This is a genomic window from Bacillus sp. SIMBA_074, from assembly GCF_046534555.1.
Classification (GTDB): Bacteria; Bacillota; Bacilli; order Bacillales; family Bacillaceae_G; genus Bacillus_A; species Bacillus_A mycoides.
This window is the reverse complement of sequence record NZ_JAWRYM010000003.1, coordinates 281,550-296,113: the sequence shown is the minus strand read 5'-3', so window position 1 is coordinate 296,113 and position 14,564 is coordinate 281,550. Positions and strand designations below refer to the sequence as shown.

General features: G+C 35.5%; 18 protein-coding genes. 13 read left to right on the top strand and 5 right to left on the bottom strand.

Annotated features, from left to right (window positions below; all coding sequences use genetic code 11):
• Window positions 1-4: 4 nt before the first annotated feature.
• On the bottom strand, window positions 5-889 hold the full coding sequence (locus SB773_RS06210; RefSeq protein WP_410589014.1) for an alpha/beta fold hydrolase: 885 nt from the start codon (window positions 887-889) through the stop codon (window positions 5-7).
• A 15-nt stretch (window positions 890-904) separates the two neighbouring features.
• On the bottom strand, window positions 905-1,744 hold the full coding sequence (locus tag SB773_RS06205) for a GNAT family N-acetyltransferase (RefSeq protein WP_410589012.1): 840 nt from the start codon (window positions 1,742-1,744) through the stop codon (window positions 905-907).
• Between the two features lie 269 nt (window positions 1,745-2,013).
• On the opposite strand from SB773_RS06205, the gene SB773_RS06200 reads away from it, so the two are divergent.
• Together SB773_RS06200 and SB773_RS06195 are read left to right on the top strand one after the other, a co-directional pair.
• Window positions 2,014-3,399 (top strand): alkaline phosphatase, encoded by a 1,386-nt coding sequence (locus SB773_RS06200; protein WP_410589010.1) that lies wholly within the window; start codon window positions 2,014-2,016, stop codon window positions 3,397-3,399.
• Between the two features lie 54 nt (window positions 3,400-3,453).
• Window positions 3,454-3,918, top strand: a complete 465-nt coding sequence (locus SB773_RS06195; RefSeq protein ID WP_410589008.1) for a hypothetical protein — start codon at window positions 3,454-3,456, stop codon at window positions 3,916-3,918.
• 26 nt (window positions 3,919-3,944) lie between these two features.
• Here the strand turns inward: SB773_RS06195 and SB773_RS06190 are convergent, their stop codons facing one another.
• The gene (locus SB773_RS06190) at window positions 3,945-4,595 is read right to left on the bottom strand and encodes a GTP pyrophosphokinase (RefSeq protein ID WP_002015229.1); all 651 of its coding nucleotides are present in this window, start codon (window positions 4,593-4,595) and stop codon (window positions 3,945-3,947) included.
• Between the two features lie 340 nt (window positions 4,596-4,935).
• Here SB773_RS06190 and SB773_RS06185 point away from each other — a divergent pair, with 340 nt between their 5' ends.
• A complete protein-coding gene (locus SB773_RS06185; RefSeq protein WP_410589006.1) occupies window positions 4,936-6,396 on the top strand; it encodes a YcdB/YcdC domain-containing protein in 1,461 nt (486 codons plus the stop codon).
• Window positions 6,397-6,450: 54 nt separating this feature from the next.
• On the opposite strand, the gene SB773_RS06180 is transcribed toward SB773_RS06185, so the two are convergent.
• Window positions 6,451-6,681 carry a hypothetical protein gene (locus SB773_RS06180; protein WP_410589004.1) on the bottom strand — a complete coding sequence of 77 codons (231 nt, stop codon included), beginning with the start codon at window positions 6,679-6,681 and terminating at the stop codon, window positions 6,451-6,453.
• Between the two features lie 263 nt (window positions 6,682-6,944).
• Between SB773_RS06180 and sigK the strand changes: the two genes are divergently transcribed.
• Together sigK and SB773_RS06170 are read left to right on the top strand one after the other, a co-directional pair.
• Complete coding sequence (gene sigK, locus SB773_RS06175) at window positions 6,945-7,658, top strand: RNA polymerase sporulation sigma factor SigK (RefSeq protein WP_000051382.1); 714 nt, start codon at window positions 6,945-6,947, stop codon at window positions 7,656-7,658.
• A 291-nt stretch (window positions 7,659-7,949) separates the two neighbouring features.
• On the top strand, window positions 7,950-8,738 hold the full coding sequence (locus SB773_RS06170) for a phosphatidylserine decarboxylase (RefSeq protein WP_410589002.1): 789 nt from the start codon (window positions 7,950-7,952) through the stop codon (window positions 8,736-8,738).
• A 152-nt stretch (window positions 8,739-8,890) separates the two neighbouring features.
• Here SB773_RS06170 and sda read toward each other — a convergent pair whose 3' ends face one another.
• Window positions 8,891-9,046 carry a sporulation histidine kinase inhibitor Sda gene (gene sda, locus SB773_RS06165; protein WP_002015226.1) on the bottom strand — a complete coding sequence of 52 codons (156 nt, stop codon included), beginning with the start codon at window positions 9,044-9,046 and terminating at the stop codon, window positions 8,891-8,893.
• A gap of 246 nt (window positions 9,047-9,292) precedes the next feature.
• Between sda and SB773_RS06160 the strand changes: the two genes are divergently transcribed.
• The 8 genes from SB773_RS06160 to SB773_RS06125 all read left to right on the top strand — a co-directional run bounded on the left by SB773_RS06160 (window position 9,293) and on the right by SB773_RS06125 (window position 14,543).
• The gene (locus SB773_RS06160) at window positions 9,293-9,805 is read left to right on the top strand and encodes a YqeG family HAD IIIA-type phosphatase (protein WP_002015225.1); all 513 of its coding nucleotides are present in this window, start codon (window positions 9,293-9,295) and stop codon (window positions 9,803-9,805) included.
• A 3-nt stretch (window positions 9,806-9,808) separates the two neighbouring features.
• Window positions 9,809-10,915 carry a ribosome biogenesis GTPase YqeH gene (gene yqeH, locus SB773_RS06155; protein WP_002015224.1) on the top strand — a complete coding sequence of 369 codons (1,107 nt, stop codon included), beginning with the start codon at window positions 9,809-9,811 and terminating at the stop codon, window positions 10,913-10,915.
• Window positions 10,916-10,930: 15 nt separating this feature from the next.
• A complete protein-coding gene (aroE, locus tag SB773_RS06150) occupies window positions 10,931-11,764 on the top strand; it encodes a shikimate dehydrogenase (RefSeq protein WP_088034225.1) in 834 nt (277 codons plus the stop codon).
• A 4-nt stretch (window positions 11,765-11,768) separates the two neighbouring features.
• Window positions 11,769-12,062, top strand: coding sequence for a ribosome assembly RNA-binding protein YhbY (gene yhbY, locus SB773_RS06145; RefSeq protein ID WP_002015220.1), 294 nt, complete (start codon window positions 11,769-11,771; stop codon window positions 12,060-12,062).
• 253 nt (window positions 12,063-12,315) lie between these two features.
• A complete protein-coding gene (locus SB773_RS06140; RefSeq protein ID WP_410588998.1) occupies window positions 12,316-12,885 on the top strand; it encodes a nicotinate-nucleotide adenylyltransferase in 570 nt (189 codons plus the stop codon).
• The gene (gene yqeK, locus SB773_RS06135; RefSeq protein WP_410588996.1) at window positions 12,875-13,444 is read left to right on the top strand and encodes a bis(5'-nucleosyl)-tetraphosphatase (symmetrical) YqeK; all 570 of its coding nucleotides are present in this window, start codon (window positions 12,875-12,877) and stop codon (window positions 13,442-13,444) included. Before SB773_RS06140 ends, yqeK begins: the two co-directional genes overlap by 11 nt.
• Complete coding sequence (gene rsfS, locus SB773_RS06130) at window positions 13,441-13,797, top strand: ribosome silencing factor (protein WP_000653209.1); 357 nt, start codon at window positions 13,441-13,443, stop codon at window positions 13,795-13,797. The genes yqeK and rsfS overlap by 4 nt, the downstream gene beginning before the upstream one ends.
• Complete coding sequence (locus tag SB773_RS06125) at window positions 13,794-14,543, top strand: class I SAM-dependent DNA methyltransferase (protein ID WP_060751072.1); 750 nt, start codon at window positions 13,794-13,796, stop codon at window positions 14,541-14,543. Before rsfS ends, SB773_RS06125 begins: the two co-directional genes overlap by 4 nt.
• Window positions 14,544-14,564: the final 21 nt, after the last annotated feature.

Sequence of the window (14,564 nt, the reverse complement as noted above, 5' to 3'; positions counted from 1 at the left end):
CCGTTTATTTTTCAGCACTTATAGGATTTTTCTCGAAGAAATCTTTTACATACCCTACAAATTCTTGTGGCTCTTGACGAAATGGAGCATGATAACCTTTTTCAATAATATGGAAAGTGCTATTTTTTAAGAGTTGATGATAAGTTTCTCCTTCTTTCCAAGAAACGCTATTATCATTTCTTCCCCATATAATTAAAGTTGGTTGCTTAATTTCAGTTGCATTGATTTGAAGACGCCTAGGCCATAATTTCATTTTATTATAATGCTCTTCATCATTACGCTTGAATTTAACTTTGCTCTCATCATAATCTGCAATAGAAGAAACGGCACTTAAATCAGTCGACAACTTTGGTTTTGGTGAACCTTGTTTATTAACGAACGTATGAGGGCCGCCTGTAGCATCAGTTAAAATAAGGTGGGTAACCGCTTCAGGGTATAAATATGTTAAATTAAGAGGAATTTCTCCGCCCATAGAATGTCCCAGTATTGCGAATGAGTCATACCCTAGTTTTTTCATTAACTTATAATACAAATTTGCATGAGTTGGGAAAGAATAATAAAAATCCATCGGTTTAGAGGAACGTCCGAATCCTAAAGCATCAACAGAAATAATCGTATGATCTTTTGCTAAATCTGAGTAAACCTTTTGAAAACCATCGGATGATCCTCCAAATCCATGGATCATAAGTAAAGGTGGTTTTTCATCACCAATCTTTTTAAAGTAAATCGTTTGACCATCTATCTCTACCATTTTTTCCTCGGTAGCCAGTTTCGCTGTAATTGTATTTTTAACTTGTTTTACTTGTTCTACTGGCTTTTCTGCTGCACTACATCCTACTAATAGTGTAAGAGTAAGACAACCTACCATAAAATAGCTAAATCGCTTCAATTAGGTGTCCCCTTTCTAACATAACGCTGCATCTATCATAGCAAATAGTATATTACGATTTCCAGGAAGTTGATTACCATTCTTTATCATAAGAGGTGAAAGGAGCGTTTCATGGAAATTTGCTGTTTGAAGAAATTGGCGGAATATGAATTGTGAGTGCGGAACATCAATGCGTATCGTCCCATTCCACGATTTATAAATCATTTTTAATAACTGAATAGCGTCTTTTTCTTTTTTTGAAATAAGCGGAGTGACACATAGTACATCTCCTTTTTGTATGCATAAAGCAAAAGCATCTATTTGATTATCCCGCTCTATTTTAAAGGAGTAAGTTGCTCTCGATAGTAGTGATAAATAAAGATTAGAACGATCTGCACCAGTCGCAGTTTGATCAAGAAAAATGAGAGATTGAAGATCGGCTTGCTGAATTTGTTTTATGGGAAAAGAATTTGTACTTATATGAGCCGCTTGTTTTTCGAAACGATGAATTGTTGTTATTGATTGAAATCCATAAGATTCATATAAGGATTCACCAGCTTTTGTTGCAATGAGCGTAATAGGGAGCGATGGATAAGTTACTTTTAAGCTATTGTTTAACAAAATACGGCCAATTCCTTTTCTTTGAAAATCAGGATGCACGATTAACATACCGATAGAAGAAAATCCAGGGGCAAACGAAAAGACCCCGCCCGCTGCAATAAGTTTATTCTCATGTACATAGCCAAAAATTGTGCCAATGGAAAGGTACATATGGAATTGCTCTTTCATAAAACTTTCATGCTGTAACCACCCGACTGATTTGCAAAGAGAGAGTAAATCTGGAATGGAAGATGCGTCTAGTTTTACTGTTTTCATAAAGTTCACCATATTTCTATTTAAATTAGAAAAAATAAGAATAATATTACGAAATGTAAAATAATAGGTTCGTATTAAAAGAAATCCAACATGTTTATATTTATCTTTGTAAAGGGGAGTATGCTTGATATGAAAAGACAAACTTATACAAATTATAACTTAAATTTACATAAGTTAACAAAAAATTTACATATAACTCATTTTCTCTTAACAGTCTTCTATTAAATTTGATAGTGGGAAATGAATAACCTAATTAGGGGGACAAGACAGTGAAAAAGTTTGTAAAAAAAGCATGGCCATTTGCAGTTGTGGCGTCGTTAGCAGTTACTTCGGTAGCAACATGGAATTTTACGCGTTCTAGTGAGGTTAATGCAGATGAGAACGGAAACAATGCAAAAATTAAAAATGTCATTGTATTAATTGGGGACGGTATGGGGCCTTCATATATGACAGCTCATCGTTATATGAAAGATAATCCAAAAACATTTGAGATGGAATCTACAGAATTTGATAAGCATCTTGTAGGAACACAAAAAACATATCCAGAAGATGAACATGAAAATATTACAGACTCTGCATCGGCAGCTACTGCGATGTCAGCAGGTATAAAAACATATAACGCAGCTATTGCAGTAGATAATGATAAAGCTGAAGTGAAAACAGTATTGGAGCAAGCGAAAGAAAAAGGGAAGTCAACGGGACTCGTTGCAACTTCTGAAATTACGCATGCAACACCAGCTGCATTCGGTGCACATGATATTAGTCGTAAAAATATGGACGCAATTGCAAATGATTACTTTGATGAGAAAATTAAAGGTAAGCATAAAATAGATGTTATGCTTGGCGGGGGCGTAAATAACTTTGTTAGAAAAGACCGCAATCTTACAGAAGAATTTAAGAAGTCTGGTTATAGTTATGTAACAGATCGTAATCAATTATTAAATGATAAAAGCGATCAAGTTCTTGGTTTATTTGCACCAGGTGGTTTAGACAAAATGATTGACCGTACTGACAAAACCCCTTCATTAGAAGAGATGACAAATACCGCGATTGAGCGCTTGAACAAAAATAAAAATGGTTTCTTCTTAATGGTCGAAGGTAGTCAAATTGATTGGGCTGGACATGATAATGATATTGTCGGTGCAATGAGTGAAATGGAAGACTTCGAAAAAGCGTTTAAAGCAGCAATTGAGTTTGCGAAAAAAGATAAGAACACATTAGTTGTTGCAACTGCAGACCATGCTACTGGCGGATTATCTTTAGGTGCGAATGGTGAGTATAACTTTAAAGTAGATCCGATTAAAGCTGCGAAACGTACGCCAGACTTTATGGCAAATGAGATTGCAAAAGGTGCAAATGTAGAAGAAACATTGAAAAAGTATATTGATCTACAATTAACACCAGAAGAAATTAAAGCTGTAAATGATATAGCTCCATCAAAAGATGTAACAAAGATTGATAATGCAATTGAAGATATCTTCAATAAGCGTTCGGTTACAGGTTGGACAACGGGTGGACATACAGGTGAAGATGTGAACGTATATGCATTCGGACCAGGTAAATACTTATTCTCTGGCGTTCAAGAGAATACAAATATAGCTAAACGTGTCTTTGACATCGTTGGCGGCGGCGATCCGAATAAAGGAAGACGCTAATTATAAATGAAAGTGAGGCGAAATGCCTCACTTTTCTTTTTAGGAGATGGAAAGATGAGATTTTTTTTAGGGAAATTAAGATTTCTTCTAGTATTCGTATTATTGCTAGTTGGATGTCAATCTCAAGAGAATAATATAGAACAAAAATCTGCTGGGAAAACTGAGAAAAAGGTACATATAACGAAAGAAGAAGAGAAATCCATTCAAGATGTTATTGAGGCATTTGTACGGACGACGAATGAAAAAAATCTTGCTGAGCATATGGAGTTATTTTCAAAGAAGATGCCTAGTGCTGAAGACTTAAAAACACAAAAGGAAGCGGCATTTCAAAAGGGAAATAAGAAAATAGAATTGGAACATATGAATATGAAAGCTCTTAAAGGTGGGCTTGTTATTGTTGAAACGGAGGAAAAAGAAGTAGATGGAGGGGTTACTCTTCAAAAGAAAATGCAGTATGCACTTGGAAAAGAAGACGAAGGGTGGAAGATTGAAGAGGTTCGTATGATAGAGAAGAAATAAAAAGGTTCTCATAGGAGAGAACCTTTTTATAGTGGTAATAAAATTTGATTTGAACATGCTTCAATGTCATCAATATCTTGACGGATTGTTGCCATCTTATTATCGAGGTCTTCAGCTTTCATAGCAGCGTCATGTAGTTCATCTTTCAAATAGTCAGGTATATTTCCTTCATATTTGTAGTAAAGCTTATGTTCTAAACTTGCCCAAAAGTCCATGGCAAGTGTACGTAATTGAATTTCTGCAAAGACATCTTTCGTACCAGAATTTAGTGACAATGGATATTTAATAATCATATGCAAACTTTTATAGCCATTTCCTTTTGGATTAGCAATATAATCTTTTACTTCTACAATTTCCATGTCTCCACGATTTTCAATAACCTCTTTTAAATGATAAATATCTTCTACAAAGCAACATGTAATACGGATGCCAATAATATCTTGTAATTGTGTTTGAGCATTTTCAACTGTTGGTGATAAGTTTTTACGCTCAAGCTTCCTGATGATACTTTCGGGTTGTTTAAGTCTTGTTTTTATATGTTCAAACGGGTTGTAGTCTTCTAAAAATTGAGCTTCCCGGTTCATAATTTCAAATTTAGTTTTTAACTCTTCTAAAGCAAATGTATAAGGTAATACAAAAGCTTTCCAGTAGTTAACGGTTGATTGGTTATATTCCATTTCTATACACACCTTTTCTTATTTACAAGTGAAGTTGTTATTATACTAAACACCAAATCATGTAGGCGCAAGCAGCAAATGATGAGATCATAAAGCGATATTTAGTTTTCATCTTTTCAACCCCTTTCAAATGAAATTATATATGAATAAACGTCATTGTTAGTAATTTCACTATGTACAATTCTTATAGTAATAGATTCATGTGAAATTCGTATGAACTAATTGTTTCAGCTTTTTGTCTTTTTGCTAATGGCTTTTGGTTTTGTTTGTTATAATTACCTTAAATTGTAATAAAGGAGAGGGTATGATGAATCCCAAAGATAAAAAAAGAAAAGAGTAAGTGGCTCATATTATTGAAATTCCAGATGAATATAGGCTTGTTGTAGATGATCAAGAAGGAGTGGATGATCCGTATCATCTATTATGGTGGGGGCATAAAGAGGATGAGGAGAAAAAGATACAAATTACATTAAATAGGCATACTGGTAATTTATTTGAATTCAGGATAGATGATGAAAATTATTTTTCGAGTGATAAAGAAGCGATAGAGAAGAATAAGGCAAGAGAGATTGCAAATGTATTTATAAAAAAATATGTGGAAGAAGAATTAGAATTTTATACATATGTGTCAGTTAAGGATGGCTGGCGTGGTTGGAAAGAAATAAATTATATGCAGGAAGTGAATGGATATCCATTGCCGAATACAGGATGTGTTGTGCGAATTCATCCTTCAGGTAATGTTGTGCATTTTCATTACAATGGACAAAAAGCTATAGAGAAAAAACCGTTATGGCCAATTGAAATTGTTGATGAGAGCACGGTTTTAGATAACCTCAAGGCTAGACAAGATATAAGACTTGTATTTGCTGATTTAACATACTCCTCATGTGAATATGAAAGTGGAGAAGAAGTAAAAGGGTACCATCTTGTGTATGAGCCAGAACCTAGTCATGCGTTTATTGATGCAAGTACAAGTAAAGATTTGTTTGGCCCAGATCATTATAAATTGCCTCCAACTGTAGCTGTTGAAAAACCGAAAAAAGGTAGTCAACAAGATGATATATTCGATTTATTTGACTGGGATAAAGAAAGTTTTATAAAAGTAGCTGAGACGGAAAATGAAGATGGAATAAGGATGAAATTTGTTCCGAAAGAGGAATTACAACAGCAGAAAGAAGAAAAAAATCCATATTTAATGAATGAATTCTTTAAAAAGCATTTACCGATGTTAAAATATAATAATTTAGTTGGCATTACGATTGATAAATCAACCAATGAATTAATTGGTTTTATAAAACTGACTGAAGATAAAGAAGTAAAACAAATACTGTCTAGAGAGGAATGTTTACAAAAAGCACTTCAATTTTTAGAACGAGTTATTCCAGAGGTTACACAATATCTTCGTCTTTGGGAAGAACGTGAAGAAGCAGAAGATGGGATTGAAAGATTTACCTTTTCCGTATATATGAATGCTATTCCAGCAGAGTATAACCAATTTAGGGTCAATATCAATACAGAAAATGGTGCTGTGATGCACTACTCAGGAGAATCTAGCAACTTTATAAAAGAATTACTCACATATGAAACAACACCAAAAGTGACAAAAGAAAAAGCGTTAGAAATATACAAAGAAGCCATCCGGGTTAAATTAGAATGGTATATAGATAATGATGCAGAGGAAACGGTATATCAATTACTGTATAAACAAACAACGGATGAAAATCATAAAGAGCCCTTCGATTGTAGTCGAGAAATTCGTTATATTGATGCCCACACTGGGGAAAAGATTTGGAGTAAATAAGTCTTTAAATAGGGAAAAAAGTCTTCGAGAGAAGACCTTTTTTAGAAAGAACGATTATTCTTCGCATGTATCAATTTTGTATAACCACTTCTGTACACTGGCAGGTGGCCCTTCTGTTCTCCACTTTGTTGTACACATTCCGCAAGAACAGTGAACTTTTCCTTTTGCAAAAATACCGACAATTTCAGAAGTATATCCCCATGCGTGTTTTGCAATATTCATCTTTCGGCGCATTGTACGCTGACGTTGGTGTCTTGTATAAGCGCGTGTTCTTTCAAATTTCATATTTGTAATCCCTCCTTGTAGTACAAGCAGCTTGCAAGAGCGTACAAGGAGTTCATCTCTTACAAGCTACTCTGGTACAAGAAGGTAATAAAATGTTTCACATTTTACCCTCCTATCTTTTGTTTAAGTATACGTAACGAAGCTTTGTGCGACAAAACAAATATCATGCTTAAAAACATGTTGGAATGATATCGTACAGACACAAACAACCTCATGCCCACATACACATAGTAAAGACCACTATTTTGGCGGAGGTGAAAGGTTTGAGTCTATTCGCCGCAATTGGATATATGGTTCGAGAAGTGTTTGTATTTGTTTCTTATGTGAAGAACAATGCGTTCCCGCAGCCGTTATCATCAGATGATGAGAGAAAGTACTTAGAGTTAATGGAGCAAGGTGATGCTCAAGCGAGAAATCTTTTAATTGAACATAATTTACGGCTTGTAGCTCATATTGTTAAGAAATTCGAAAACACTGGTGAAGATGCAGAAGATTTAATTTCAATTGGTACCATTGGGCTTATTAAAGCGATTGAAAGCTATTCAGCAGGGAAAGGAACTAAGCTTGCAACATATGCAGCACGCTGTATCGAAAATGAAATTTTGATGCATTTACGTGTGCTGAAGAAAACGAAAAAAGACGTTTCACTTCATGATCCGATTGGGCAAGATAAAGAGGGTAATGAAATATCGCTTATTGATATATTAAAATCAGAATCTGAAGATGTAATTGATATGATTCAGCTTAGTATGGAGTTAGAAAAAATTAAAGAGTATATCGATATTTTGGACGAACGAGAGAAAGAAGTAATTGTGAAGCGTTTTGGACTTGGGCTTGATAAAGAGAAAACACAGAGGGAGATTGCGAAGGCACTCGGTATTTCAAGAAGCTACGTATCGCGAATTGAAAAGCGTGCTTTAATGAAAATGTTCCATGAATTTGTGCGGGCTGAGAAAGAGAAAAAAGCAAAAGAATAATGTGTATTGTAAGCAGCTACACTTTAAAAGTGGCTGCTTTTCTTTCGGGAAAACGGAAAGAAAACGAGCTGTTCTAAGAAGAAATACATGTTCACTGTTGAAAATGGCGGGTTCTATCTGTAATATTAGAAGGTGCTAAACAATTTAAGAATAAAAATTATACTTAGTTTTTCTTCGTGTATAACGAGATGGCTCCATTCTATATGTGGGAATAAGAACCAATTTTACATATGATATAGAGAGAAAAGAAGGGGAAACTAAAGTTATAGGCTGATTAGGAGGTTTCGTAATTTGCGACGGACATTATATCGACTTATGATCGAACTTACAAATGGTCGTTTTACTTCTTATATATTACGTAAATTTGCACAATCTCGTTTGAGCTCTATCATTATTCCATCGTATGTGAAAGTTTTTCAAATTAATCAAGATGAGATGGAAAAGGGTTTGAAGGAATATGGAACATTGCATGATTTATTTACACGTAGGCTAAAAGAAGGAAAGCGTAGTGTTGATACTGATGCATCGAGTATCGTTAGTCCTGTTGATGGTGTTTTTGCTGATCAAGGTCCTATTGAGGATACAAAAACATTCGATATAAAAGGAAAGCGTTATTCAATTGTGGATATGCTAGGTAATGAAGAGCGTGCAAAGCGATATGCAGGCGGTACATATATGGTGATTTATTTGAGTCCAAGTCATTATCATCGTATTCATAGCCCGCTTTCTGGCTCTGTGACTGAAAGATTTGTACTCGGTAGAAAATCATATCCGGTAAATGCAGCGGGTATGGAGTATGGGAAAGAACCATTGTCAAAAAATTATCGCTCTGTTACAGAAGTAAATAGTGAAGGCGAACATATGGCGCTTGTAAAAGTAGGTGCTATGTTTGTTAATAGTATCGAGCTCCTTCATGAAAGAAGTACTGTTCAAAAAGGTGAAGAGATGGCATACTTTACATTTGGCTCAACAGTTGTTTTATTATTTGAAAAAGATATGATTAAAGCAGTGCAGGAATTGACAAGTGGGCAAGAGCTGCGTCTTGGTGAAAAAATTGCAACCCGAGTATCTCATAAGTAAAGAAAAGGTTTTATAATATACTTATGAAGCTCTAATTAAGAAATGTGGACAAAGATGCTTAATGAAGAAATCCCCTAGATGGGAGTACTTGTTTATTCGAGAGCCATCGCAGGATGGCTCTTTTTACAGGTCAATCAGCAATCTATATGTACTCAAGAAGATTTGACGAGCTTGTCCTCTAACGAGCGTCTAATAATTTCTTGTTTTATAAGTAAAATGAAGTCGGGATTTAATTTTAGTTCTTTTGCTTTATAATAAGACTCAGTGAGTAAATCAGTAGATAACTGTTCCATATGTTTTGTTTTCAAGGTGAGTCACCTCCTAATAATATAAGGATTGATTCGTTGTTGCATTTAATGTACCAAAAAAATATGACAGTCACAAACAAGAGGTTATCCACATAACTCAGTGGATAAAGTGTGAATAGATTGTTAGTAAATTCCAAATTGACTGAAAAATTAACGTGGAAAGTGTGTACAAGTTTATCCACAGGTTATCTATCGAAAAATGTTGTCGAAAAATTTTATGGAAAATCCTCAAAGAGGTGAAAGAAATTGAAGTTATTTTTACCAAATGAATATGTGAAAAATATATATCATATTCAACCAGAAGATTTGAAAAAACGTGGAATTAAAGGAGTTATTACTGATTTAGATAACACTTTAATTGAATGGGATCGTCCAAACGCAACGCCACAGCTTGAAGAGTGGTTTTTGAAAATGAAAGAAAATGATATTCAAGTAACGGTCGTTTCAAATAACAACGAGCAACGCGTTAAAGACTTCGCTGACCCATTAGGTATTCCGTTTATTCATAGTGCGCGCAAACCGTTTGTTCGCGCATTTAAGCGTGCGATACATGAGATGCACCTGCAGCCAGATGAAGTTGTAGTAATTGGAGATCAGTTACTAACGGATGTGCTCGGCGGGAATCGTGTGGGACTTCATACAATTTTAGTTGTACCGGTAGCGCAAACGGACGGATTGGTGACACGATTTAATCGGAAAATTGAACGAAGAATTATGAGAAACATGAAGAAAAAAGGCTTAATTAACTGGGAGGAATAAAGTTTGACTGAAACAATTAAATGTATTGGTTGCGGTGTAGAAATTCAAACAGAAAATAAAAATGAAGTAGGATACGCTCCTGTATCATCTTTAGAAAAAGAACAAGTAATTTGCCAACGTTGTTTTCGTTTGAAACATTATAACGAAATTCAAGATGTATCTTTAACAGATGATGATTTCCTTCGTATTTTGAACGGAATTGGACAATCAGACGCACTAGTGGTTAAAATCGTAGATATTTTCGATTTCAATGGTAGCTGGTTACCGGGCTTACATCGTTTTGTAGGGAACAATAAAGTATTACTTGTAGGGAATAAGGCTGACTTAATTCCAAAGTCAGTTAAGCATGATAAAGTAAAACATTGGATGCGCTATAGTGCAAAGCAACTTGGTTTAAAACCAGAAGATGTCTTTTTAATTAGTGCAGCTAAAGGACAAGGAATCGCTGAACTTGCTGATGCAATTGAGCATTACCGCGAAGGTAAAGATGTTTATGTTGTTGGATGTACGAATGTTGGTAAATCAACATTTATTAATCGTATGATTAAAGAGTTTAGTGATGAGACTGAGAATGTAATTACAACATCACATTTCCCAGGAACAACGCTTGATTTAATTGATATCCCATTAGACGAAACGTCATCTTTATACGATACACCAGGTATTATTAATCATCATCAAATGGCGCATTATGTTGGGAAACAAAGCTTAAAGCTTATTACACCGACTACAGAAGTTAAGCCAATGGTATTCCAATTAAATGAAGAACAAACATTATTCTTTGGTGGATTAGCACGATTTGATTATGTAAGTGGGGGCCGTCGTGCATTCACTTGTCATTTCTCAAACCGTTTAACAATCCATCGTACAAAGCTTGAAAAGGCTGATGAATTGTACGAAAAACACGCTGGAGAATTATTGAATCCACCGACACCAGAAGAATTAGAAAATATGCCTAAGTTTGTGAAATATGAATTTAATATTCGTGAGCCGAAAACGGATGTTGTATTCTCTGGATTGGGCTGGGTTACTGTAAATGAATCAGGAGCGAAAATTGTTGCTCATGTACCAAAAGGAGTAAGTGTTTCATTACGTAAATCTTTAATTTAATATGGAGAGGGATTTATGAAACAATTATATGGTGTAATCGGAAATCCAATTGGACATTCATTATCACCCGTTATGCATAACGATGCATTTGAACACTTGAATATGGATGCCCATTATCATGCGTTTCTTGTAGAAGAAGAAGCGCTAGGGGAAGCGGTAAAAGGTTTGAAAGCATTAGGTATTTCAGGATTTAATGTAACGACTCCGCACAAAGTTGCAATTATGGAGTACTTGGATGAGATTGCCCCGTTAGCAAGGCAAATCGGTGCGGTAAATACAGTAGTTCATCGAGATGGAAAATTGATTGGGTATAATACAGATGGAATTGGTTTTGTTCGTGCCCTGCAGTCAATTAGTGAAGATCCACTTCAAGAGAAACGTATTTTATTAATCGGTGCAGGTGGTGCTAGCCGAGCTATTTACTTCTCGCTTGCCGATGTAGGTGTGAAACAAATTGATATTGCTAATCGTACGAGAGATAAGGCGAAAAACCTTATCTCTGGGTGCATGGCAAATGTTAATTCGCATGCTCTATCGTTAGAATGTGCAGCAGAAAATCAAGGGGAATATGATATTATCATCCAAACAACAACGATAGGTATGCATCCACATGTTGAGTATACGCCGCTGGAAATTCGTTCATTGAAACAAGGAACGATTGTTTCTGATATTATTTATAATCCATTTGAGACGAAAATTTTAGGCGATGCGAAAGAACAAGGTGCAATAATTCAAAATGGAATCGATATGTTCGTTTATCAAGGTGCACTTGCATTTGAAATGTGGACAGGGTGTGTGCCGAATATTGATAGAATGAAACAATTAGTAATGAGAGAGCTTGGAGGCTAATTATATGTTAACAGGAAAACAAAAAAGATTTTTACGTGCAAAGGCACATCATTTAACACCGATTTTTCAAGTTGGAAAAGGTGGCGTGAATGAAAATATGGTGAAACAAATTGGAGAAGCATTAGAAGTTCGTGAACTATTTAAAGTGAGCGTATTACAAAACTGTGAATTTGATCGTAGTGAAGTTGCAGAAGAGCTTGCACAAGGTGCACGAGCTGAAATCGTTCAAGTGATCGGAAGCACAATTGTTTTATACAAAGAATCAAGAGAAAATAAGCAGATTAAGCTTCCACGATAAATTGAAACTTTAATTTGCGTTTTTTAGCCTTCACCAATTAGGCTTTTGTGTGCAGTTAATTTCCCATCTAACCTAGTTATTGTCAGTGACTTTTGAGGTGTTGGCAAATAGCGGGATAAAAATCACGTATATTATTTCCATAATTGACGCTTGATAGATAAAGAGTGAAATTAATTGAACTTTTATTAACAGTGGGCTCTCTTCGAATTTGTATGGGGAGAGTTGCTGTATGTAAAAGGAAGGGGCGTTTCTTTTGAGAAAAATTGGCATTATTGGTGGCACGTTTGATCCACCTCATAATGGACATTTGTTAATTGCAAATGAAGTGTATCATGCTTTAGGGTTGGAAGAGGTATGGTTTTTGCCGAATCAAATTCCACCGCACAAGCAAGGACGTAACATTACGAGTGTGAAAAGTCGATTAAACATGCTGCAAATAGCGATTGAGGAAGAAGCATACTTTTCAATTTGTTTAGAAGAGCTAGACAGAGAAGGCCCATCTTATACGTACGATACTATGGTACAATTAACGGAGAAGTATCCGGATGTGCAGTTTCACTTTATTATTGGCGGAGACATGGTTGAGTATTTGCCGAAGTGGTATAACATTGAAAAGTTACTTAAGCTTGTGACTTTCGTTGGAGTTGCAAGACCAGGTTATACATTACATACGCCTTACGATATCGTAAAAGTGGAAATTCCGGAGTTTGCAGTTTCTTCTTCTCTGTTACGTGAGAGATATACGACGAAGAAAACGTGCAAATATTTACTCCCCGAAAAAGTACAGGTATATATCGAGAGGAATGGGTTGTATGAATCGTGAGGAAGCACTTAGTATTGTCAAACAACAAATGCATGAAAAACGTTATATACACACGGTTGGTGTAATGGAAACAGCGATTGAACTTGCCCGATTATATGGTGTAGATAAGAAAAAGGCAGAGACGGCTGCTATATTTCACGATTATGCAAAATGTAGAGCGATTCCAGAAATGGAAGAGATTATTAAGAGAGAAGCTTTGCAAAAGGATCTACTGCACTATAACAAAGAGTTATGGCATGCACCTGTTGGGGCATACTTAGTAGAAAAAGAAGTAGGCATTACTGATCCTGAAATTCTACAAGCTATTACATATCATACAAGTGGTCATGAAAAAATGACAATGTTAGATAAAGTTATTTATGTAGCAGATTACATTGAACCAGGACGTAAGTTTCCTGGTGTGGAAGAAGCGAGGAAACTCGCATATAAAGATATAAATCAAGCTTTACTGTTTGCTTTAAAGCGAACAATTCAATTTTTAATGGAAAAAGATCAAACGATTTATCCATTAACATTCCAAACATACAATGAAGTTATCAAGGAGGAAATTAATAAATGAAAGATAAAGAGTTATTAGTATTAGCGGCAAAAGCAGCTGATGATAAGAGAGCAGAAGATATGGTTGTACTAAATATGCAAGGTATTTCACCGATTGCAGACTATTTTATTATTTGTCACGGAAATTCAGACAAGCAAGTACAAGCAATTGCACGTGAAATTAAAGCGAAGGCACATGAGTTCGAAATTAACGTACAACGTATGGAAGGCTTTGATGAAGCACGTTGGGTTTTAGTAGACCTTGGTGATGTGGTTGCTCATGTATTCCATAAAGATGAGCGTAATCACTATAATTTAGAGCGTCTATGGGGCGATGTGCCGCGTGAAGATATTGCAGATGAGCTAGATCAATGAAATACGAACAATTTGCTTTGCTGTATGACGAACTGATGAATGATGTCCCTTATGATAAATGGGTGGAATTCACAGAGGAAAGTTTACAACAGGCATCTATGAAAGAGGCAAGAATCCTTGACGTAGCATGTGGAACTGGTAACGTAACACTTCCGCTTGTGCGAAAAGGTTATGACTTAATTGGTGTAGATCTTTCGGAAGAAATGTTAACTGTCGCGCAGCAAAAATTGGGGGGAGAAGGCTATTTTATTCCTTTTTACCAACAAGACATGAGAGAGCTCGATGTTCCTGGTGAATTTGATTGTGTGACAATCTTTTGTGACTCATTAAATTACGTATTGCAAGAAGATGGAGTGCAAGAAACATTTAGAAGAGTTTTCCAACATTTACGTCAGGATGGCTTGTTTTTATTCGATGTACACTCTTTATATAAAATACATCACGTATTTCAAAATGAAACATATACAGTGAACGGCGAAGAAATATCACTTATTTGGAACTGCTTCCCTGGAGAAGAATCAGATAGTGTGGAACATGATTTGACATTCTTTGTACAAGATTCAGAAGAAGATGTGTATCATCGTTTTGACGAATGTCACGTGCAACGTGCGTATTCGGTTGAAGTGTTAACAAAATGGCTTGAAGAAGCTGGGTTTACAGTGCTTCGCGTCACAGGTGACTTTGAACGAATTGAAGTGACAGAACAAACAGAGCGCATCTTTTTTATGGCGAAGAAGAATGGATAAAAGAAAAGCAACCGATAAGGT

Bases quoted from the DNA above. Each gene is read 5' to 3' on its own strand.
- SB773_RS06205 (WP_410589012.1), bottom strand. From the start codon at position 1,744: ATGAAAACAGTAAAACTAGACGCATCTTCCATTCCAGATTTACTCTCT.
- yhbY (WP_002015220.1), top strand. From the start codon at position 11,769: ATGTTAACAGGAAAACAAAAAAGATTTTTACGTGCAAAGGCACATCAT.
- SB773_RS06190 (WP_002015229.1), bottom strand. From the start codon at position 4,595: ATGGAATATAACCAATCAACCGTTAACTACTGGAAAGCTTTTGTATTA.
- SB773_RS06125 (WP_060751072.1), top strand. From the start codon at position 13,794: ATGAAATACGAACAATTTGCTTTGCTGTATGACGAACTGATGAATGAT.
- yqeK (WP_410588996.1), top strand. From the start codon at position 12,875: ATGAATCGTGAGGAAGCACTTAGTATTGTCAAACAACAAATGCATGAA.
- rsfS (WP_000653209.1), top strand. From the start codon at position 13,441: ATGAAAGATAAAGAGTTATTAGTATTAGCGGCAAAAGCAGCTGATGAT.
- SB773_RS06195 (WP_410589008.1), top strand. From the start codon at position 3,454: ATGAGATTTTTTTTAGGGAAATTAAGATTTCTTCTAGTATTCGTATTA.
- SB773_RS06180 (WP_410589004.1), bottom strand. From the start codon at position 6,681: ATGAAATTTGAAAGAACACGCGCTTATACAAGACACCAACGTCAGCGT.
- aroE (WP_088034225.1), top strand. From the start codon at position 10,931: ATGAAACAATTATATGGTGTAATCGGAAATCCAATTGGACATTCATTA.